The 20584-nt window shown below is 44.3% G+C and carries 19 protein-coding genes; 11 read left to right on the forward strand and 8 right to left on the reverse strand.

The genetic code is table 11. The annotated features are described in order from the left end of the window. Positions 1-588: 588 nt before the first annotated feature. The 4 genes from spoIIID to fabZ all read left to right on the forward strand — a co-directional run bounded on the left by spoIIID (position 589) and on the right by fabZ (position 3437). Positions 589-861 (forward strand): sporulation transcriptional regulator SpoIIID, encoded by a 273-nt coding sequence (gene spoIIID, locus AA980_RS22955; protein ID WP_007086083.1) that lies wholly within the window; start codon positions 589-591, stop codon positions 859-861. A gap of 317 nt (positions 862-1178) precedes the next feature. Beyond that, entirely contained in the window at positions 1179-2180 is a 1002-nt protein-coding gene (gene mreB, locus AA980_RS22960) for a rod shape-determining protein (RefSeq protein WP_024029656.1), read from the forward strand. A gap of 365 nt (positions 2181-2545) precedes the next feature. Further along, positions 2546-2866 carry a DNA-directed RNA polymerase subunit beta gene (locus tag AA980_RS22965; protein WP_024029657.1) on the forward strand — a complete coding sequence of 107 codons (321 nt, stop codon included), beginning with the start codon at positions 2546-2548 and terminating at the stop codon, positions 2864-2866. A 136-nt stretch (positions 2867-3002) separates the two neighbouring features. Continuing rightward, entirely contained in the window at positions 3003-3437 is a 435-nt protein-coding gene (gene fabZ / locus AA980_RS22970) for a 3-hydroxyacyl-ACP dehydratase FabZ (RefSeq protein ID WP_024029658.1), read from the forward strand. Between the two features lie 70 nt (positions 3438-3507). Here fabZ and AA980_RS22975 read toward each other — a convergent pair whose 3' ends face one another. Then, complete coding sequence (locus AA980_RS22975; protein ID WP_024029659.1) at positions 3508-3939, reverse strand: YwpF-like family protein; 432 nt, start codon at positions 3937-3939, stop codon at positions 3508-3510. Between the two features lie 245 nt (positions 3940-4184). Here AA980_RS22975 and AA980_RS22980 point away from each other — a divergent pair, with 245 nt between their 5' ends. The 4 genes from AA980_RS22980 to AA980_RS22995 all read left to right on the forward strand — a co-directional run bounded on the left by AA980_RS22980 (position 4185) and on the right by AA980_RS22995 (position 7315). Continuing rightward, complete coding sequence (locus tag AA980_RS22980) at positions 4185-4553, forward strand: single-stranded DNA-binding protein (RefSeq protein ID WP_024029660.1); 369 nt, start codon at positions 4185-4187, stop codon at positions 4551-4553. Further along, the gene (locus tag AA980_RS22985; RefSeq protein WP_024029661.1) at positions 4546-4770 is read left to right on the forward strand and encodes a hypothetical protein; all 225 of its coding nucleotides are present in this window, start codon (positions 4546-4548) and stop codon (positions 4768-4770) included. Before AA980_RS22980 ends, AA980_RS22985 begins: the two co-directional genes overlap by 8 nt. A 371-nt stretch (positions 4771-5141) precedes the next feature. Continuing rightward, on the forward strand, positions 5142-6440 hold the full coding sequence (locus AA980_RS22990; protein WP_024029662.1) for a phytoene desaturase family protein: 1299 nt from the start codon (positions 5142-5144) through the stop codon (positions 6438-6440). Between the two features lie 5 nt (positions 6441-6445). Next, positions 6446-7315, forward strand: a complete 870-nt coding sequence (locus AA980_RS22995; protein ID WP_024029663.1) for an RNA polymerase sigma-70 factor — start codon at positions 6446-6448, stop codon at positions 7313-7315. Positions 7316-7649: 334 nt separating this feature from the next. On the opposite strand, the gene AA980_RS23000 is transcribed toward AA980_RS22995, so the two are convergent. Together AA980_RS23000 and AA980_RS23005 are read right to left on the reverse strand one after the other, a co-directional pair. Beyond that, complete coding sequence (locus AA980_RS23000; protein WP_034724556.1) at positions 7650-8387, reverse strand: amino acid ABC transporter ATP-binding protein; 738 nt, start codon at positions 8385-8387, stop codon at positions 7650-7652. Positions 8388-8426: 39 nt separating this feature from the next. Then, positions 8427-9074 carry an amino acid ABC transporter permease gene (locus AA980_RS23005; RefSeq protein ID WP_024029665.1) on the reverse strand — a complete coding sequence of 216 codons (648 nt, stop codon included), beginning with the start codon at positions 9072-9074 and terminating at the stop codon, positions 8427-8429. 90 nt (positions 9075-9164) lie between these two features. Here AA980_RS23005 and AA980_RS27385 point away from each other — a divergent pair, with 90 nt between their 5' ends. After that, the gene (locus AA980_RS27385) at positions 9165-9335 is read left to right on the forward strand and encodes a hypothetical protein (protein ID WP_156351203.1); all 171 of its coding nucleotides are present in this window, start codon (positions 9165-9167) and stop codon (positions 9333-9335) included. A 5-nt stretch (positions 9336-9340) separates the two neighbouring features. On the opposite strand, the gene AA980_RS23010 is transcribed toward AA980_RS27385, so the two are convergent. Together AA980_RS23010 and AA980_RS23015 are read right to left on the reverse strand one after the other, a co-directional pair. Continuing rightward, complete coding sequence (locus AA980_RS23010) at positions 9341-10084, reverse strand: transporter substrate-binding domain-containing protein (protein WP_407937481.1); 744 nt, start codon at positions 10082-10084, stop codon at positions 9341-9343. A gap of 419 nt (positions 10085-10503) precedes the next feature. Further along, positions 10504-10917: a helix-turn-helix domain-containing protein gene (locus tag AA980_RS23015; RefSeq protein WP_024029667.1), complete on the reverse strand. Its 414-nt coding sequence runs from the start codon at positions 10915-10917 to the stop codon at positions 10504-10506. A gap of 225 nt (positions 10918-11142) precedes the next feature. On the opposite strand from AA980_RS23015, the gene AA980_RS23020 reads away from it, so the two are divergent. Next, positions 11143-11553, forward strand: coding sequence for a hypothetical protein (locus AA980_RS23020; protein ID WP_024029668.1), 411 nt, complete (start codon positions 11143-11145; stop codon positions 11551-11553). Between the two features lie 205 nt (positions 11554-11758). Here AA980_RS23020 and AA980_RS23025 read toward each other — a convergent pair whose 3' ends face one another. After that, a complete protein-coding gene (locus AA980_RS23025; protein WP_024029669.1) occupies positions 11759-12745 on the reverse strand; it encodes an NAD(P)-dependent alcohol dehydrogenase in 987 nt (328 codons plus the stop codon). A gap of 376 nt (positions 12746-13121) precedes the next feature. On the opposite strand from AA980_RS23025, the gene AA980_RS23030 reads away from it, so the two are divergent. Next, positions 13122-14264, forward strand: a complete 1143-nt coding sequence (locus AA980_RS23030) for a 3D domain-containing protein (RefSeq protein WP_024029670.1) — start codon at positions 13122-13124, stop codon at positions 14262-14264. A gap of 499 nt (positions 14265-14763) precedes the next feature. On the opposite strand, the gene AA980_RS23035 is transcribed toward AA980_RS23030, so the two are convergent. Together AA980_RS23035 and AA980_RS23040 are read right to left on the reverse strand one after the other, a co-directional pair. Beyond that, positions 14764-17916, reverse strand: a complete 3153-nt coding sequence (locus AA980_RS23035; RefSeq protein WP_024029671.1) for a DEAD/DEAH box helicase — start codon at positions 17914-17916, stop codon at positions 14764-14766. 534 nt (positions 17917-18450) lie between these two features. Then, the gene (locus AA980_RS23040) at positions 18451-20073 is read right to left on the reverse strand and encodes an SWIM zinc finger family protein (protein ID WP_024029672.1); all 1623 of its coding nucleotides are present in this window, start codon (positions 20071-20073) and stop codon (positions 18451-18453) included. Positions 20074-20584 lie beyond the last annotated feature (511 nt).

A 20584-nucleotide genomic window follows, 5' to 3' on the forward strand; every position in this document is an offset into this window, starting at 1 on the left:
CTAAAATGTATTTTTATGGAAGGTAAAGAAATGGAACGCCAAATCAGTTTTATTAGAAATTCCCACATCATCAGCATTTAGAATAATTTTTTCTCTCGACAAATTTCTCAGGAAATAATGTGCCGGCCTGCGTATTTCCTAGAAAATCGCAGGCGCCCCATGCTTTTAGCGGAATGTCGAAAAAAGTAAAATTGTCCTATTTTCAGAAGAGTCTAGAATTGACTTGTCCAGATTGTGGATTTTGTGCATAAACCCGTATCCAAGCTAATAAAATGGTTACAAACCTTTACAAAGAGAGTGTTTGAGGTGAGGAGTCGTTTGAAGTTAGCAGGTATCCAGTCGGGGACATGATTATTCATTGTAAATCAGAAGGGGAAATACCTTCAGCCGCATAGTGTTAATGGTGTAAATGGTGTTATTGGTGTCAGGCACCACAAAAAGACATTTGTCCGCGTGGAGTGTACAGTGTGGAGTGTACAGCTTGGGGTGGGCGTTGTGGGGCGGACAGTGTGCGGAGCAGTATTGGTCGAGGTGATAAGCGGGCCCTTATTTCACACTTCTCACATCCATATTAGGGAGGGCGAGAGTGTGCACGATTACATCAAAGAGAGAACTATCAAGATTGGAAAGTATATCGTGGAGACGAGGAAAACGGTTCGCGTGATTGCGAAGGAGTTTGGCGTATCCAAAAGTACAGTCCATAAGGATTTAACCGAGAGACTTCCTGAAATTAATCCAGAGCTGGCAAACGAGGTAAAAGAAATTTTAGATTATCATAAATCGATCCGTCACCTCCGGGGTGGAGAGGCGACCAAAATGAAATACCAAAAAGAAGAAAAGGAAGGCGAGGCTGTCAAATAAACAAAGCCTCATGGGAAGGAATCGAAAAAATCCAATTTGAAAAGGGTAACAATCTGCAGCTGGTTCGGCAACGTGAACTGGCTTTTTCTGAGCAAAACTTTGTGCTGATCCGGTTTTCATTTGCCAGCATAGCGGCAACGCGAACTGGCTTTTTTTATGCAACGAAAAGGTTTTGTTAATTTCCCAACTATTCCGACAATTTCCTGCAAATATTTACAACTTTTTTCATTAAAAGTATGGAAATTTTCATGAATATGATACAATAAACAATTAGGAAATGCATGTGGAATTCCGCTTTGAGGAGGAAAGAAAAGAGAATGTTTGCAAGGGATATTGGAATTGATTTGGGAACGGCGAACGTGTTAATTCACGTGAAGGGCCGTGGAATTGTCTTAAATGAGCCATCTGTCGTAGCAATTGATAAGAATTCGAACAAAGTACTGGCGGTTGGTGAAGAAGCCCGCCGCATGGTCGGTCGTACACCTGGGAATATTGTCGCGATTCGCCCGTTGAAAGACGGCGTCATCGCTGATTTTGACGTAACAGAAGCAATGCTGAAGCATTTTATTAATAAGTTAAACGTGAAAGGCTTTTTATCGAAGCCGCGGATTTTGATCTGCTGCCCGACGAACATCACCAGCGTAGAACAAAAAGCCATCAAGGAAGCTGCTGAAAAGAGCGGCGGCAAAAAGATTTATCTTGAAGAAGAGCCGAAAGTGGCTGCAATTGGCGCCGGGATGGACATCTTCCAGCCTAGCGGAAACATGGTTGTGGACATCGGCGGAGGAACGACCGATGTTGCGGTTCTTTCAATGGGCGATATCGTCACTTCTTCTTCCATCAAAATGGCCGGCGACAAGTTTGACACGGAAATTCTCAGCTACATCAAACGCGAGTACAAGCTGTTAATCGGTGAACGCACATCTGAAAATATAAAAATCAATATCGGCACCGTCTTCCCGGGTTCACGCTCGGAAGAAATGGAAATTCGCGGCCGTGATATGGTCAGCGGTCTGCCGCGTACGATTACCGTTCGTTCTGAGGAAATCGAGGGTGCCTTGCGCGAATCGGTTGCTGTTATCGTTCAGGCTGCAAAAAGCGTTCTTGAGCGCACTCCGCCAGAGCTTTCTGCCGACATCATTGACCGCGGCGTAATTTTAACCGGCGGCGGTGCCTTGCTCCACGGCATTGACATGCTCCTTGCCGACGAGCTTAAAGTTCCAGTCCTTGTCGCGGAAAATCCAATGGACTGCGTAGCAATTGGAACAGGCATCATGCTTGATAATATTGACCGCATTCCGAACCGGAAGTTAGGGTAAGAGCTTTTTTAAAAAAATAAAACGAGGAACCGTGCCGTTGACTTTCGGCCATCAAGGTTTCATCGCGAAAAAAGTCTAATGAAACAGGCGGAACAAGCCTAGATCATTGGGCTTTTTATTTTGCCCAAATTCATCGGCTATTCCCACCTTGAAATATGGCGGAATCAGCAAATATTGCACATTTTTTGCAGGGATTGACTTTTTTCTGCAAAAAGTTAACCTGTAATTAGGAATAATATTTTATAATAGAATGATTACAAGGGAATTTTTTTAAAAAAAGAGATAAAAACTAGATATTATACGTATTAACAAACTGGGACGAGGGCCGGCGTTTGAACGGATTTCTGCCAAAGGGGAATTAATAAATGTCTGTAAATAATATAAGCCAGGAACAGGCGAAGACGAGAGAAGAATACAAAAAGGCAAAGTATGAATCGCAGAAAAAGGTAACTGCCCATGAGAAGAAGGCAAGTGGGGAAAAGGTGGCAGCTCAAAAGAATAAACGAGTCCGCATCCGCCTGATTCCGATTTGGCTTCGTCTTCTTCTATTGGTGATATCCATCGCCGTCGGGTTGACAGCTGGAGCAGTGGTTGGCTACGGTGTGCTAGGGAATGGGAAAGTCGCAGATGTATTTAAAGAGTCAACCTGGACGCATATTCGTGATTTAGTGGATAAAGGGAAATAGACTTGGATAGCCACAATCAGGATGGCGTTTTGGATAATTAATAAAAGGGAAGGGGGAGAAAGCCCTTCCCTTTTGTGCACGATTAATAGTAGAATAAGTAATAAATACTTGTTCTTAGTAGGAGGTACTAAATCGCATGCTTGATATTGATCAAATTAAAGAAATTATCCCGCACCGTTATCCGTTTTTGCTAGTGGATCGAATATTGGAAGTGGAAGAAGGAAAACGAGCGATTGGAATTAAAAATGTTACGGCCAATGAAGAGTTTTTCAATGGGCATTTTCCTGATTATCCGGTTATGCCTGGCGTATTAATCGTCGAAGCACTTGCACAGGTCGGGGCTGTCGCTGTTTTGAAAAAGGAAGAAAATCGCGGGCGGCTGGCGTTTTTTGCCGGAATTGACAGTTGCCGATTTAAGCGCCAGGTGAAGCCGGGCGACCAGCTTCGACTTGAAGTCGAAATCGTGCGCCTGCGCGGACCGATTGGTAAGGGCAAAGCGGTTGCAACAGTTGACGGCGAGATCGCCTGCGAAGCGGAAATTACCTTTGCACTTGGTGAAAAAAAGGAATAATCCAGACAGGCCACGTATTTTTTTAAAAATACGTGGCCTGTTTTTAAAATTCTACTGCGCTTTTCAAACATTACCGATTGTTCGCTTTGATCTTCGGCTTGCTCTGCATCTTTTCACGGAATTCGTTGAGAAGTTCGGGACCATCGAGGCCTTTTTGAAGAAGAACATCGAGCAGCAGCTCGGCGTAGTCACTTTTATTACGGCGCAGATGGCCCTCGAATAAAACGCTGATATAATTTTCAAATTTCGTCAATGAGCAAATTTTCGTTTGAAAATAGGCCGGGTCGTTTTCCTTTTTGGTAATAACCGCTTCGACGATGATGTCGCGGTCTTGCTCAGATATTTTTTTAAAATAATCATAGAGGGACAGATCTGTATAAGCCTCAAGCAGCCAGGTGTAGCGGTCGTCTTCCTTATTAATAATTAAGCCATCGGTTAACGGAACTTCCACCGACTTGTCGTCCTCGACAACTTCCAATGAGTATAACTTAAAAGATTTCATGGCGGCCTCCTGTTTATTTTTCCCTAAATTATAACATACGTCGAGCAGAAACAAATGTCGAAAAATATTTGTCGAAATTTGAATAAAAGCTGTTGTGAGTCAAAAGTCCTGCACATTTGACCGATACCCCCTTGATAAGCTGATTATCTAATGAAATCACCCCTTGATAAGGACCTTTTCGCGGTTTTACAACCATGGAGCCAAGAAGCTATGCTAAAACCATCAAGTGAAAAGGAGATGAACGCATGATCAATCAGGTCACACTTGTCGGTCGATTGGCCAGGGACCCGGAATTAAAAAAGACGACAGAAGGGACGTCGGTCGCCCACATTACGCTAGCGGTGAATCGCCACTACCGGAACCAAAATGGTGAGATTGAAGCCGATTTTGTTCAGTGCACACTTTGGCGCAAGGCCGCTGAAAACACGCACCAATATTGCCGTAAGGGTTCCGTCGTCGGGATCACGGGCAGATTGCAAACTCGGAATTATGAAAACAAAGAGGGAAAAAGGGTGTACGTCACCGAGGTAGTAGCCGAAACCATCCGCTTCTTGGGCGCTAAGCCGGCTGTCGCGGCAACCGAGCAAAAAAGGGAGGAAGTCCCGATTGGTTAATCATGATGACGATGCCTACAAATTGGAGCAGCTGCTTGAAAGTTTAATTAAGATGGTCGGCAAAGCCAATCAAAATGTCGACAGTCTGCAAAAACGCGTCAGCCAGCTGGAATCGATTATAAAGGAGCAGCAGTTTGAACTCAGGGAAAGAGGCCCCATCAGAATTTACTCCAGACATCCGCAAAAAACTGCAGAAAATATTCCCTTTCATGTTTAAACTGGAAAAATCGCCAAGCTCCGTGAAATTGAACCATTCAAAAAAATCGCCTCTGTTTTGCATCATTTGAGCCACTTGCTGGCGAGTTTTATAAAAAATTATCTCCGCAGCTAAACTGGTAGTTAAAGAGAATCAAACATCTCCCCGCGGCGTCCTCATTTTTCCGGCAGAAAATTGCCGGAATTTTTTTTATGGAAAAGGTTTAAGCTTCACCATAGGGGGTAAACTAACAGAAAAACCCCCCTGTTTTTTTAAAAAGAAGCCGCTGACTAAGTGTTCAGCGGCTTCTTCGATTTTTTTAAAATTTATGTCACAAAAACCCCACTTCATTCGTTTTGATTACAGAACGAGTATTAGGAGGGGATTTTTTTATGAATAACTTTGATGTTGCGATCATCGGTGGCGGGCTTGCTGGATTGACAGCAGCAAATTTTTTGGCCAGAGATGGAAAAAAGGTAGTGGTGTTGGAAAAATCAAACCGCCTCGGCGGTAGAGCGATGACGAATGATAAAAATGGCGTTCTTATGAATTTAGGAGCCCATGGCTTGTATTTAGAAGGGCAGGCAATGAAGATTCTAACAGAGCTAGGGATAACTATTCCCGGTGAAGATGCCTCAAAGTCGGTTCAAATTCAAGGAATTTGGAAAAATGCAGTCTATCCAATCCCAACTGATTTTTCTTCGATTTTGTCATCGTCACTTTTATCATGGAAAGCTAAAATTGTCTTTTCGAAATTAATGTTGAAGCTTATGAAGGGCAACATGGACTCCATTCCAGATATAAGTTTGAGTGACTGGGCCGAAGCGGAAATTAGTGACCCAATGGTAAGGCATATTTTTTATTCATTATGTCGATTGACCACTTATACCAGCGCTCCAGCACTCCAGAGAGCAAAACCAGTTTTGAAGCAGGTGAAACGATCATTAAACGGAGTCTTATACGTGGACGGTGGTTGGGAAACGATCATTCAAAAGCTAAAGAAACAGGCAGAAGAGGCTGGAGTGAAATTTTTCAACAGTAAAAACGTAATAGAAATTGAACATCATGAACAGTCTCAAAGCATACGATGTTCAAATGGGGAGGTATATAATGTCCCTGACTGCATCATAACGGCGCCCCCGAAAGAAGCATTGAATATGATTAATGGTTCAGACTACACATCACTAAGGACATGGACTGAACAGGCAATTCCAGTTACAGCATGCTGCTTGGATTTAGGTATGAAAAAATTGCCTGATCCTCATCATCAATTTGCCTTAGGACTTGACCAATCTTTGTTTTTCACGAATCAATCGAGAGCTGCCAAACTAAGTGAAGATGGCACAATCGTTGTGAGCCTGGTTAAATACCATAACCCGATTGACCAATCCATTCATCCACAAGCAGATAAAGAGCAATTAGAGGCAGCTATGGACTTGCTTCATCCTGATTGGCGAAAAGATGTGGTAGAACAACAATTTTTACCAAAAATTACTGTCGTTCATGATTTTCCTCATTTGAAACGAAGTGGAAACCCAGGCCCAGCCATACCGCAAATGAAAGGCATCTATATTGCAGGGGATTGGTGTGGACATGAAGAAGTATTAGCAGATGCTGCTGTTGCCAGCGGGAAGCGTGCCGCGCTACAGATAGTAAAAACGAACGAACTGTTCTTAGTGAAAGAAGGGTAACCGTTTTGGAAACTGCTGAGCTCTACCAAATTTACAAACCTTTGTTGTTTTCGATTGCTTACCGTATGACCGGGAGTGTCATGGATGCAGAGGATATTATCCATGAGTCATTCCTTACGTTTAGCCGTTTAGCTAACGAAAAGAAGATTGAAAATGAAAAAGCGTATTTATGCAGGATGGTTATGAACAGCTCAATAGACAAATTGCGTTCTGCGGCTAGCAAGCGCGAGGTTTATGTTGGCGAGTGGCTGCCTGAACCCATTGTCGAAGAAGCAAACGAACCTTCTCATCTGTATTTGATGAAGGAATCGATTTCAACAGCCTATCTTCTGCTTTTGCAGCAGTTATCGGAGGTGGAACGTGCCGTTTTTCTTTTACGAGAAGTATTTCAGTACAGTTATGAAGAAATTGGAGAAATCGTCGAGAAATCCGCAACCAACTGCAGGCAGATCTACCATCGGTCAAAAAAAGGCATCACCAATCGTCCGAAAGCTTCCACTCTTGATTTCCAATCCATGAAGTCCAGTATCGAGCAGTTTACACTTGCATTGCAAAAAGGCAACATTGATAAAATGCTCGAAATATTACGGACAGATGCTGTATTAATCTCCGATGGCGGCGGCAAAGTAACAGCTGCATTGAAACCGATATACACGTCACAACGTATCATCTCGTTATTCTCAAATATTCTTAAAAAGTTTCCTGAAAACTATATACTAGAATTTAAAGATGTAAACGGCAGCCCGGGTGTGGTCTTAACGATAAATGGTTACATTGCTTATGTGCTTTCATTTGAATTCGAGGCAAACCAAATCGCTCGGATCTTTATGGTTGCGAATCCTGATAAACTTGGACACTTGCAAATACGAGGATAGAAAAACAGAAATACCTGTAAGCAACAGCCAAGCTTAACAGATTGTTTCTATTATTGATTCGCTAATAAAATTGTGGATTCGCTAATAAAATGGTCGAATTCGCTAATAAAATTGTCGAATCGCTAATAAACATCCGAAATCCGATAATATATCTGTTCCACTTATTAATGAGGTGTAATTTTACACCGAATTAACGATTTTTGGACGCGTAATGAAGGTTAATAACAACAATATTTACGAAAACAGCCTTAAAAAAGAAGCCGCTGAACGCGTTTCAGCGGCTTCTTCGATTTTTACCTAGAAATCACGTGTCCGCAGCTTCTGGAACGGACATTTACAAAACCGAATCCAAGAAATCCTTTGTCCGCTGCTCGGTGGGGCTGCTAAACAATTTGTCGGGAGGTCCAGCCTCGACAATCCGGCCATCGTGCATATAGACAACCCAGTCGGCCACTTCCCTGGCAAAGCCCATTTCATGGGTAACGACGACCATCGTCATTCCCTCTAAGGCGAGCTTTTTCATCGTGGCAAGCACCTCGCCGACCAGCTCAGGGTCAAGGGCGGAAGTGGGCTCATCGAACAGCATGACATCAGGCTTCATCGCAAGCGCTCGGGCGATGGCAACCCGCTGCTTTTGACCGCCGGACAGCTTGCCGGGATAGACGGTTTCCTTGTCGCTGAGGCCGACTTTCGCCAACAGCTCCTTTGCCTCTTGATACGCCTGGTCTTTGGGGATTTTTTTTACATGAACGGGCGCCTCGATAATATTCTCGATGACGGTCATGTGCGGAAAAAGCTGAAAGTGCTGAAACACCATGCCGACCCTTGTCCGAACCTGATTAAGGTCATGGGTAGCTTCCTCCACTTTCTCTCCGCCAATAAAAATCGTGCCGCTGTCCTTGACCTCAAGGAAATTCAGGCAGCGGAGGAGCGTACTTTTCCCCGATCCGCTGGCGCCGATTAAACAAACGACCTCCCGATCCTTCACGGTTAAATCGATATCTTTTAAAACATGAAGATTACCAAATGATTTATTGAGTGTTTCAACCTTTACCATGATGGAATCAGCCATAGGGACAACCCTCCTTTTTAAAAGTACTTGTTAACAAGGCTAGTCGCTGATAGCCATGCGGTTTTCGACGTAACGTAAAAGGATGGAAAAAATAAACACAAGGATTAGATAATAAACGGCAACAATTAATAGGTAGGTCATGTAGTCGAACGAATTGGAGCCGTAGGTTGTTGCGACGTTAAAGAGCTCGTACATGCCGATGAATGCAGCAAGCGATGAGTCCTTCAGGGCGATGATGAACTGATTTCCGAGGGGCGCCATCGCCCGTCGGAGCGCCTGGGGCAGGATAATTCTTCGATACGTCAGTTTCAAGTTCATCCCCAATGAGCGGCCTGCTTCCATTTGCCCGCGGTCGATCGATTGGATGGCGCCGCGGAAAATCTCAGCTATATAGGCTCCGTTATGGAAGGCAAGCCCCAGCACCACCGCCGAAAATTGCGAAATATTTAATGAAGTCAAGCCATAGTAGAAAACGAAAATCTGGACAATAAGCGGCGTTCCGCGAATCAGAAAGATATACAAATCGGCAATCCACTCGAGAATTTTGATCTTAGATATTTTTAAAAAAGCAAAAAATAAACCAATAAAAATACCAATAAAAATGGCGACCGCTGTCAGTTCAAACGTCAGCAGCATTCCTTTCAGAAAAACCGGATAGGAATCGATAAATTTATTAAGCCACTCCAAGGCTTTCACTCCTTTCCTAGGGCGTAAAGTACTTACTTATACTTGAATCTTGGATTCGCCTAAAAAAATGATTGCAGGGAGGTAAAAAGGATGGCGAATGCACCCTTGCATGCATTCGCCGCTGCAGTTATTCCCACTTGGCACCACGGATATCGTGCTGCCTCCATTGAAGCAGTTCCTCTAAGATCCACGGATACTGTTCCGCCTATATTGAAGCAGTTGTTCTTCTTAGATCTACGGATATCGTGCTGCCTCCATTGAAGCAATTATTCCTTTTCCGGATCTTTCGTGATATCTTCGCCGATGTACTTTTTGCTGATTTCCGTTAACGTCCCGTTTTCACGGAGTTTTTCGAGCGCTTTATTAATTTCTTTCAGAAGCTTGTCGTTTTTCTTAGAAACGGCAATTGCCTGTTCACTGCGTCCGAGCAGCTCTTTTCCGGCAATCTTCATCCCGGCGCCAATCGCTTCTTTTCCTGTAATGAAATCAGTAATAACGGCATCATGCTTTCCTTTGCTTAAGGCTTCGAGCGCGGTGACATCGCTGTCGAGCAAAATAATCTTGTCGGTAACTTTTGTGGCTATTTCTGCATAAGTGGAACCTTTTGATACGGCAATTTCTTTACCTTTTAGGTCATCGAGGGTTTTAAATGAGCTGTCAGGACGGACAAAGATCTGCGGTCCTGAGTAGTAGTATGGTGTAGAGAAATTTACCGCTTGTAAACGTTCCTCTGTGATAGTGTGGCTGGCGACGGCGGCATCAAAGCGCCCCGATTTAACCCCTTCCACAATCCCGCCGAACTTAAACTTCTTCTGGACCGGCTTGAGCCCTAATTCCTTGGCAACAGCCTCGGCAACATCAATGTCAAATCCAATCATGTTGCCATCCTTTTCCACATAACTGAATGGTTTGAACTCACCAGAAGCAGCATAGGTAAACTTGCCGCCTTCAACCAAATTCATTCCATCCGTCGATGTTTTGTCGCTCCCGCAAGCCGCAAGCGAAACCATCAAAGTCAGTACTAACATTCCTTTCGCTAGAAATTTCACCTGAAAAACTCCCCCTAATTTTCATTTATTTTAGGTAACACACTTTAGCTTACCATGTATTTTTGAATATTCGCAAAATTAAAAGCGACAAAAAAACAGGCCTATCTTTGCTATCGATTCATTTGGGCAAATGGCCTCCCCAATGCTAATAAATTCGCTAAGTTTGTCCCGGATGCTTCAAATTCCCTACGTTTCGCTAAAATGCGATAAAAAAAGTCCAACTCAGCTAATGAATTGGACTTAGATTATTTGAAGTTTTTGACAAAAGGTGTCAGGCACCACATTCCAGTTTGTTCCAAAAGGTGTCAGGCACCATTATCCATTTTTTTCTAAATGGTGTCAGGCACCATTTATGAAGGCACTATCCCCGCCAACTGCTGCTACATTTTGTCTGGGTGTCGTTGGTTAACTTTAATTGTGTTTATGATTAAATCTACGTAGAAGGCTCTCCGTCTTGGAGGTAATAAATGAAGCTCGACCAGGTGCTTTTTTAACTCCGGTTCTTTTTCGAAAAGTTGTGAAATCATTACTAATTCAGGATCCTCTAAGCTTTCCTTTGCTACAAATCCCTTCTCCTCAGGTTTGCGGTTCTGTTGATCCAGTTCCATTACCAAATAGTCTTTTTCGATTTTAAAAACTTCCGCAAATTTCACCAGGGTTTGATAGTCAGGAATAACTTTTCCTGTTTCAATCCGACTAATTTTAGACCGATGCAAATTCATCATCTTAGCAAGTGTTTTCTGGGACCAGTTTTGATTATCGCGAAGCTCCTTCAATTTATCTGCTAAAGACATTATTATCACCGCCAAAAACATTTCTTGTTTTTAACTTAACGGGATAACGAGCAGCAAGGTCTAAATGTGCATAAAATGCGCAATTGTAATTGTGTAAATAGTGCACACGGAGCGAATAACCAAGGAAAAGTTAATTTCCAAATACTCCAAATGCAGGAAAATACAAATTATTGTCGAATAATAAATAATGGTGTCATCATGTGTTATATTGGGAGGTCCGTTTTTATGGATGAAAATCAACATTCAATAATATTTATTGGCAAAAAAAAGCGGAATAATGAATTACAGCTTACGAGTAAACCCGATTTTAGCGATGCAATCTGTCTTTCAAAACCGTTAACCCACTCAACTAAGAATACTCCCTATCAGTCCATCGCCATTGATGGCAGCAAAAACCTTTCCATCCACTTTAGTGATGAAAACATCCATTTCACGTACTACAATAAGTCACTACAGGTCTTAGCAGGCGACAAGAATCTATCCGATGAAAAAGTTTTAGATATATGTAGCAATTTTGCCTTTAAAGAAGGAAACAAGGTCACTTTTTTAAAAGTAATTCCGAAACGAAATACGATACCAAGGAAAAAGAAGGAGGTCCGTGTGTTATTGGCGGGAAAGGAACTGGAGGGCGAGTAGAGATTAATGAATTGAGATTATCTGAGTAGTAGGAAGTACAAGAAGAAGGTTTCGGGATCAAATAAAGCCGTTCTCTTTTGGAGTGCCCGCAGCTATAAAAACACATATAAGAGCAGCTAAAATAGCAGAGTAATTCACATATGAATTCGCTCTGCTTCTTTATTGACTTGAAGGGGTTTATGAAGATTTTCAAACTAAAAATGTTCTAAGATTGGACATTTTCATGCTCAACACGGATTACGACCTTTCCCTTGGCATGTCCTTCTCCAAGATACTGGACAGCATCAGCAGCTTTACTTAACGGATATTGTTTATCTATAACAGGTACTACTGTGCCTGCTATAAAGAGCTGCTTTAAATAATTTTGGTCATTTCTATTTGGTTTATAGACCAGGATAGTCATTTTCTTTCCCGAGGTTTTAGAATACAAAGGTCCCATGATCAGGCATTGTAAAATTCGGTGCAAGGGACCTCCGACCATGATATAAGTGCCCTTAGGATTTAATATCCGATTGAAATCGAAAATAGACCGATTTCCCACAATATCGAGGATAAGTTCATAAGATTGTCCTTTTTGGGTGAAATCCTCTTGGGCATAATCAATAACGTGGTCAGCCCCCAAAGACGAAAGCATATTTAATTTCTCCGCCCTGTCCACACATGTTACATTTGCTCCATATAATTTTGCAATCTGTAATGCAAACGTGCCAACACCTCCGCCAGCACCATTAATTAAAACCTTTTGTCCTTCTTTAATTTTTCCATTATCACGAAGTCCCTGTAAGGCAAGGACTGCCGCCTGTGGTATGGACGCAGCTTCTTCGTATGTCATACTCGCTGGTTTCAACGACAATGCATTTTCATGAGCACATACATATTCCGCAAACCCACCCCATCCACACCAAGAAATGTCCCCGAAAACCTCATCACCAGGTAATAAATGCTTTACGTCTTTACCAATAGCTTCAACCTGGCCAGCTATGTCAGCGCCGAGTATTTTGTACTTTGGTTTAAGAAGCCCCTCAAGCCGGGCTAGGAACGGTTTGCCTCTTAGGAGTTCCCAATCCCAAGAATTCACGGAAACAGCATGAACTTTTATTAGAACCTCGTTGTCCTTTAGTGTAGGTTTTTCTACTTCTTTGAGTTTAAGAACCTCAGAAGTTCCGTATTTATTATACATAATCGCCTTCATCAAGGTTTCTCCTTAATATTTTTTAGGTTATCTTTCATAAAACCCCTAACTTCAGATATGGGGATATAGGCGGTGTTTTTACATACTATTCAGGCAAAATGTTTCTAATAACTTTCGTAAAAAAAATGCCACGGCAGCTCAATAAGGAACTTTACTATATTAATAGTTTTAAAAATGCTAAAAACAGTGCGATTCCAAATGCGCACGAGCGGCGCCCACAAGCGAGCGGCCCCCAGTTTAAAAATGACACAAATATGACACAAAACTGCCGCTATCTTCTGTTATAAGACAAAATGTGATACTCTTTTAATATTTTTGTAACATAACTGGCATATTGTTCTGTTATAACTATAGTACTAAGGAAAGGAGAAAGAGTATGCAATTGAAGATAAAGCGTATAATTCTCGTGTTACTTACAACCCTGTTATGTGTATCAGGTACTGCAAATACATATGCACAAACAAGTAAAGAAGCCCTACATAACGCCAAGCAGGCGCTTGACGACCAACAAAGAATCGTAGAGCAAAAGGAACAAGAAAAACAGGTTGTTAATAAAGAGATCCAAAATATACAGCAAGAATTAGAATCACTATATAGTTATATTACAAAAAACAAAGAAGCCATGGCAGCGACTCAGGAGAAAATAGACGAGACGAACCAACTCATCGAAAAGAAAAAAGAAGAGATTGTCGAGCTTGAAGACAAAATCCTTGGCCGTAAAGGGATTATGAAGCAGCGGGCAGTCGCCATGCAGCAAAATAATAGTGTTAATCTTATGATTAACCTATTCTTCGAGTCTAATAGTATTTCAGATTTCATCCAGCGTGCCACTGCGGCATCGGAATTAATGGATGCGGACAAAAGCATTTTAACAGCTCAGAAGGAAGACCTTCAACAGATTGAACAAGATAAAAAAGAGATTGATAAACAAGAGCAGATTTTAGAGGATCAACAAAAAGATCTTGCTAAACAGCAAGCTGAGCTTGATCAAAATCTGCAAAAAAGACAAGAAGCATTGACAGCAATGCAGGATAAATACAATCAAATCGCCCAGCAAGCAACCCTTGCAGAACAAGAAAAAGCAGGCATTGAGTCGCAGATGAAAGATATCCAAGCAAAGATTGCTAGAGAACAAGCAGAGGCAAAAGCGCGAACAGTCTCACGCTCGTCCTCATCTACGTCTTCATCTTCATCTTCATCTTCGTCCAAAAGCAATGTGGGCGTTGCAATAAAAGGCAAGGAAATGTACGTAACTGCCACTGCGTACACACCTGAAGATTCCTATCATATTACAGCGGCTGGCTACGATATTAAAGCCAACCCTAATATGAAATTAATTGCCGTCGATCCAAGAGTTATTCCACTAGGAAGTAAAGTTTGGGTAGAAGGTTACGGTGTTGCTGTTGCTGGTGATACCGGCGGAGCCATCAAGGGCCATAAAATCGACATCTTACTGCCAACGAAAGCACAAGCGCTGCAATGGGGCAGAAAGACAGTGAAAATTGTTGTATTGGAATAGTGGTTTGTGATAATGCCATTTCTAGTCAGGTTTAGGAGATAGCTATAAAAAATTAAACATGCAAAAAAGAGACCCACAGCTTTCATGCTGAAGGGTCTCTTTTTTTGTATTATCTGTCGCGGTTTATATCCCAGCGATGATGTATCAATTTTTCAATTCGCTGATAAAACCCTTGAATTCGCTGATAAAAGGTTCCGATTCGCTGATAAACAGGCTCGATTCGCTGAAAAGACCTCTAAATTCGCTGATAAAATAAGTTAAGGAGGCTTTCGTGATTATCGCATACCTATATTTCCTGCAAAAAGTCCTGTAAAAATATGATTCGCAAATAAAACAGGACATTTCGCAAATAAAACGCCTATATTCGCAAATGAAACGGACCAATTCGCAAATAAAGGGCACATATTCGCAAATAACAAAGAAACGTCAACAGTGCCTGACATCAACTGTCCACCCCAGGCGGACAAATGTCCACGAGTGGTGCCTGACACCCTCATCATCACCCTAAATAAACTAAATCCTTCAACTCGTCTGTCGAGAGTTCGGTGATCCAGTTTTCGCTGGTGATGATTTGGTCGTTGAGGTGTTGTTTCTTTTCGAGCATGGCGTCAATTTTTTCCTCTAGCGTTCCAGTGCATATCAGCTTGTGCACGTGGACGAACCTGGATTGCCCAATCCTGTAGGCACGGTCGGTCGCTTGGTTCTCGACGGCAGGATTCCACCAGCGGTCGTAATGGATGACGTGATTCGCCGCGGTCAAGTTCAGCCCGGTTCCGCCCGCCTTCAAGGACAGCAGGAACACCGGAAACTCGCCGTTCTGGAAGCGTTCAATCATCGTATCCCGCTGCGTCTTCGGCACGCTCCCATTTAAAAACGGAACTTCCACACCAAATTTCTTCTTCAATGTAGCGCGAATCATTTCTCCCATTTCTATATATTGCGTAAAAATCAAACAGCTTTCGCCCTGTTCCAAAACAGCGCCAATCAGCTCGACAAGCTTCTCCATTTTATTTGAACGCTCGAGAAGCTCGCGCCCCGCTGATTTCTCCTTCAAATAAAGCGCCGGGTGGTTGCATAGCTGTTTCAAACGGCTAAGCATTTGTAAAATTAACCCCTTGCGCTCGAAACCAGACAATTTTTCAATCTCAGCAAATGTATCGTGGATAAGTTGCTCGTACAACGACGCCTGTTCAGCCGTGAGCGGGCAATATTCTTTTTGTTCCAGTTTGTCTGGAAGGTTGAGCGCAACCTCTTCATCCTTTTTCGTGCGGCGCAGCAAGAATGGTCGAATTAATCCTTGGAGCTGCTGCACTTTTTCCTTTTTCTCATCTTTTTCAATCGGGATAACGAACTTTTTCTGAAATTGCCCTAAGCTGCCAAGATAGCCGTGATTGGTAAAATCAAAAATCGACCACAGCTCGGATAAGCGGTTTTCCATCGGAGTTCCGGTCAACGCGATGTGATGGCGGCCGCGCAGCCTCCGAACAGCCTTCGATTGCTTCGTCTGTGCGTTCTTGATATTTTGCGCCTCATCAATTGCAATGGAGCTCCAAATCATCGACTCGAATTCGGCTCCGTCAAGGTGGCTCAATCCATAGGAAGTCAGCACGATATCGGCAGCTTGAACCTTTTCGGAAAAAGCTTCTTCCTTCAGCCGGTTCGAACCGTAATGCAAATACACCTGCATCTCCGGAGCAAAGCGCGCCAGCTCCTTCTGCCAGTTACCCAGCACCGAAGTCGGGCAGATGATCAGCGCCGCTTTCGTCGGAACCTTGGCAGGAACCTCATCCGCCACCTTTTTGCGGCGGGTTTTGGCAGGAGGAGTGTCAGGCACCGAGGCAGCTCCGATTCCGTTGGGGGTGTCAGGCACCACAGCAACGTTGTGCCTATTTCGGGTGTCAGGCACCAAGGCATCGCCGATTCCATTACGGGTGTCAGGCACCGCTGCTAATTCATCGCCGACAATTTCTTTCACTTTCAACAAATAGGAGATGAGCTGCACGGTTTTGCCGAGGCCCATGTCATCGGCAAGGCAGGCGCCGAAGCCGTACTGGCGCAAAAACCATAGCCAGCTCATGCCAAGATGCTGGTAGGGACGAAGCTCACCGTTCAGCCCCGCAGGTACGTCCGCAAGCGGAATTTCGTGCACTTCCGAAAGCTGCTTGACCATCTGCTTCCATTGGCGGTTCAATTCGATTTGAATTTTTGCAAACGCCTTGGGATTTTCGAGCTCATCTTCCGCACCAGTCGGTTCCACCAGCTCCTGCTCCAGCAAATCTCGGACATGAAGCCCTTCCTTTTCGGCGCGCTTCATTAAATCCTGAATTTGGCGGATGAACTGCGGATCGAGCTTGACCCAGCGGCCGCGGATATAAACCAGCCGCCGTTTTTCCTCCACCAGCTTACCGAACTCATCCTCGGACAAGTCGACACCATTCATTGAAAAACGCCAGTTGAAATCGAGCATCGCCTGCAGACCAACGAATGACGGACGATGGCTCGACGATCCTTTCAGCGATGCCTTCACTTTTAAATTGGCATTTTTCATCGCCTGCCACCAAGAAGGGAGGAGGATTTCAATGTCCAGCGCCACCAGGGTTTCACTGGCCTCGGTTAGAAACATCCATGCTTCTTCCTCGGTAAGATGGGTTTTCAGTCGGCTGTTCATAAAGGCGGCGGCTAAATCGCCTGTGGCCGTTTCCTCGCTATCCCCAAGGTCCTCACCGAGCCACGGAATCAGCCGCACCCAGCGAGTCTGCTCGCGGTCAACACCCTCCAAAAATGGGCGCCACTTCGCAGGAATCTTCGCGGCTCCATCAACATCATAAACCTCATCGACATTTTTTTTACCACGCAAAAAAACATCCAGCGTCCACGCACCTTCGCCATTGATTGGTTCATCTAACCGGAGCCCGATCGTAAATGGCATGTCGCTTTCCTTAATCCCTACCCACTCGAGCCAGCTTTCCTCATCAAAATAACGGGCCAGCTCGCCACCAGAAATGTTCTGCTTTTTCAATAAGTCGAGCTTCGGTCCGAATAGCTCTTTCATTGCGGAATTCCGAGTTAGATAGGCATCTAAGGCGTTATCGTACAAATCGGAGAGATAATCGAAAGCCGTGTGTGGGCGGTGCGGCTCGGCAGGATTATCCCTGAAATTCGTGTCCGTCCGGTGCGACTCGGCAGCTCCAATCCGGAACTGGGCCGTCGTCTCACCGGCCATTTCCTGCTCCCAAAAGGACGGATCGAATTCATCTTTAACCCGCTCCGGCAGCTTCCAGCGGAAATCGCCGTGCTCCCATACCGAAAAGTCCGGGAGCCAGTCTTTCTCCAATATGCCTTCATAAAGGGCGAGGGAGGAGGCAAGACAAATCTCGGATTCCTCATTCCAGTCCCATTCAATGAAGCGATTAAACGACTCTTTGGCAAAAAGCGAGACCAGCTGCCAGCCGCTGAGCACGACCCCTTCCACGCCGTCCACTTTCTCCGTCTCAAGCACCGTCCCGAAGAAGCTCTCGGCATGACTGCTGAAAACGAGGTTCTTCCACATCGACGGAGCCCGAAAATGGCCGCGGACGTCTTGGGCCGTAAGCAGGAAGCGGCCATCTCCTATTTTAGTTGTCAGTAACTTCAAAAACCTTGTATTCAGCATCGTACAGTGTACTCCTTTTAGTGGGGTGGACATGTAATGGCGAAAAGGCCGTTTGGATACCCAGAAAATGTCTAATTAGACAAAACCCCTCTGAAAATAGACAAAACCTAAATAAAAATAGACAAAACCTCAATAAAAATAGACAAAACCCCTCTGAAAATAGATAAAACCCTATAAAAAAGGCTGTTCTTGTAAAGAATGTTGTAATAAACTACAATTCCTCTTCAAAAAAATCACGAATAGGGTGTAAAATTACACATATTAGCCTGCGGATTTGATTTATCAGCGATTTTTGAAAGCTTATTAGCGAATCTTTAATTTTATTAGCGAATCTCCCCACTTTAATAGCGAATTTTCAATTTTATTAGCGAATCGTTATAATTTCACCAAAGTGTCCACTCCACACGGACAAATGTCCACGAGCGGTGCCTGACACCCACATTCCGAGTGGTGCCTGACACCCACTTTTTCGAGTGGTGCCTGACACCTCACCTGCGACGCCACCCCATCAACGCCCGCAATCTTCATCCCCGACTAAATCAGCTTGCTCCGTCTGCATTCCTCATGGAAGGCGCGGAGCCGTTTTGTCCGCTCGAGTAGGTTATCGATGAAGTATTGCCAGTCGTCGACGCGTTTCAGCTTCTTGTACAGCGTCCGCAGTTTTTTCAAATGCCTGACCGCCATTCGGTAGCTAGCGCGATTCTTCTGATCAATCTCGCGCTGGGCGGTCTGATGGAGCATCGCCAGCAGCACCTCGGGCCGCTCCTTCTCGACAAGCTTCACCCGGTCCTTCGGCAAATCGTAATAGTCGAAACCGGCCAGCGCCTGAAGCTCGCCCCAGCGGTCGTACTGTCCGCGCTCGAACAGCAAATACTCATAATCGGCAAAACTATAGGGAAGCATCGCAAGCAGCGCCCGTTCGTACAAATCCGCCCGGTCATTTTCCACACAGTACTTCATAATCGAACGAAGCGCATTCCGCGCAAACGCCGCACAGCTATGATAGGCACCCAAATGCTCCAAATACCCCTTCACCTTTTGCACAAATAACTCAATCACCGGTCCGGCCCGCTTCCAGGCCTTCAGCTGACTCAAATATTCAATCCAATAAACCAAATGAGGCGTGAACAAATCATCTTTAATTTGCGCCATCAATTTCAAAGCGAGCTCATCGTGCTGGAGCAGAAGATTTAAATGAATTGTCGCCACTGCCAGCGGCATGGGATTCTCCCAATCCTGGAGCTCCTTGCCGCGCACCCGAATCTTCTCCAATTCCTCTTCCCGCCAAGATTTTTTTTTGAAAAAATAAACCCACAACAAGCGGTACAAAAAAATCCGTTCATACTCAAGCCCGTGTGAAGCCGTCAGCAATTCGATCGCATCATCCTTCAATTTCTCGATAAATTCATCAAAGGCGAACGGCGTCGTCTGCACACCAATTTTTTGAGCAAGCTCCTCGGCATCATCCATCATATTATGGAACAAATGAAGATAGGCCCGCTTGACCACATCCTCGGTGTGTTCGAGCTGCTCACTCAGCACCGCCAGCTTCCGGAACGACACGACAATCCCGACAAGCTCATACAACAGGCGCCATTCCTTCTCCACCGGGGCACTAGCATGAATTCGCCGCTCGTAAATCCCGAACAGCTCCGGAATCACAAATGCGCTCGTGTACTTTTTCGTGGCGAGGAGCGTATCAAAACTCACCTCAAACGAATGCACCCAGCGGCTGTAATCCGGCTTCAAGACGCCGTTCGCCTTGATTAAATCCTTCGCCGTCTGCATCCCCCAGCCGGAAACCGCCTTCTGCTCACGAATCGGCTCGCGCCACCCGGCCACCCAATCGCCGACACTGCCAGCCCCGGACCGAGCATATGCACTGAAAAACACCGCCATCTGATGACGGCACCAGCCCTCCGTCGGGCACGAGCACTCGCTCATCCCCAAAAAGGTAAAATCAAGCAGAACCCTGACCGGCGTCACATCCTGCACCGTCGCCGTCGCCGTTTCATTGTAAATATGTAATTGCGTAACCAGCCCTTGCCGGTACAGCATCAAGCCCTTTTGCACAAGCTTCGCATCCTCGACCGTATTGGGATGCAATAATTCGCCAAGCTCATCGGCCAGGCTTAGTATCTGTTGTGTCGCCTCCAAAGCCGCAGCCCCCTTTTTTTGAAAAATAAAATCGAAAACGTCGAGTCCGAAGCCTTCCTTTTTTCGAAAAGCAAAATCGAAACGTAGTGGCTTCTTTTATTCCTCTGTTATAACTGAATTTGATTTCACAATGTTTGAAAAATAAACGGTAAAATTCCGTTTAAATTGGGAAATACCCATATTTCCTTTTAAATAAAGGGAGATTTTCCGCTTATATTATCCAAATCGTTGAATTTTGCCTTATTTAAAGCAGTTAATCGGAATATCTCCGCTTATATCTGCTTCTTAAGCTTCCTCTATATACATTAGCCGGAAATTCTCCGCCTATGAAATCTCATACCTACACGAAAATCAGGACCGCAGCCCCTCTATTGAAAATAAAACGGTAAACACGTTAAAAAAATCCATATTCCTTTATTATACCCAAAAAATCACTATTAGAGGAGAGGGAGGATTGGAAAGAAGGAAAAAGCTAAATCACTGAAGAATTAGTTTACTATCAAAAAAAATG

Source organism: Neobacillus vireti, from assembly GCF_001026695.1.
GTDB classification, from domain to species: Bacteria; Bacillota; Bacilli; order Bacillales; family Cytobacillaceae; genus Neobacillus; species Neobacillus vireti.